The 1,080-nt window shown below is 35.6% G+C and carries 2 protein-coding genes; both read right to left on the minus strand.

What is annotated here, in order from left to right:
- Nucleotides 1-12: 12 nt before the first annotated feature.
- A complete protein-coding gene (locus BUB80_RS23220; protein WP_175549655.1) occupies nt 13-555 on the minus strand; it encodes an IS630 family transposase in 543 nt (180 codons plus the stop codon).
- 58 nt (nt 556-613) lie between these two features.
- Nucleotides 614-1,048, minus strand: a complete 435-nt coding sequence (locus BUB80_RS23225) for a helix-turn-helix domain-containing protein (protein ID WP_175549656.1) — start codon at nt 1,046-1,048, stop codon at nt 614-616.
- Nucleotides 1,049-1,080: the final 32 nt, after the last annotated feature.

Below are 1,080 nucleotides of genomic sequence, written 5' to 3' on the forward strand. Positions count from 1 at the left end.
ATTCCGACAAATTTAGATTAGAGAAAACGGCGAATATTTGATGCGTATTGCTTTTCCAATATTTGCCATACATCTATTAACCGTATAAAAAAGAGAATCCTTATTAGTATAATCCAAAGGATCAATCCATTCCTTTTTTAGCTTACGCCAAAGGGTTTCGGCTATATTCAACTCTGGAGAATAAGGTGGTAGATAGAAAAAATAAAGACCTCTGTTTTGCCAATATTCAAGACGTTCTTTTACTTTTTTTGAACGATGAACAGAAGCATTATCCAAAATCACACAAGTTGGTTTATTGATTTCCAATGAAAATTTTTCGAAAAAAGCAACCACAAAATCACTGTCAATATTTCCCTGAGTTACCGAAGATTTGCATTTGTTATCCCTGCTTATGATTCCTAAAACGTTGATTTTAAAACCCTTTTCAACAGGAATACATACCTCTTCATCTGGAAATTGCCAGCCGTAAGGAACATAGCCTTCTCTGCTAAAATGGCTCTCATCTCCATAATACAGATCAATATCCTGATTGTTTGAGAGCTTTTCTAATTCCAAAATCTGCTCTTTTTAAAATCGTATAAAATAGTATTGGGACTGCTTTTGGGACGTTTTCTTATGCGCTTGTATCTTGCGTCAAGACTTTTAAAAACCGCTGAAGCGTGATGTTTGAAAGCCGTTTTCCGCTCTCCTTTTCTATTTCAGCCTTAGCCACAGAGAGTCTTTGTCTGTTCTTTTTTACTATTTCAATGACTAAATCGGCATCGTTTTCTTTGCTCAAAATGGGCTTTCTTCCTCGTCCGGATTGTATTCGAAGACCTTCAATCCACTTGGCATTGAATTTTGCCGTCCAATTATTAACACTCATCGAACAGATCTTTAAAATATCGCCCACTTCCTGAGAACTTCGGCCTTCTGATTTCAACAAAATCAATTGGCAACGGCTCCGAAAAGAATGATTCTTATCACTTCGATACGCTTTTTCTAAAATTCTTTTTACTTCTTCGTCCAAAACAGGGCGATTGCTTCTTCCTATTATGCTAAAATACAAAATTCTCTAATCTATTTTAGAGGGAATACTTA

The organism is Chryseobacterium polytrichastri (assembly GCF_900142445.1).
GTDB lineage: Bacteria > Bacteroidota > Bacteroidia > Flavobacteriales > Weeksellaceae > Chryseobacterium > Chryseobacterium polytrichastri.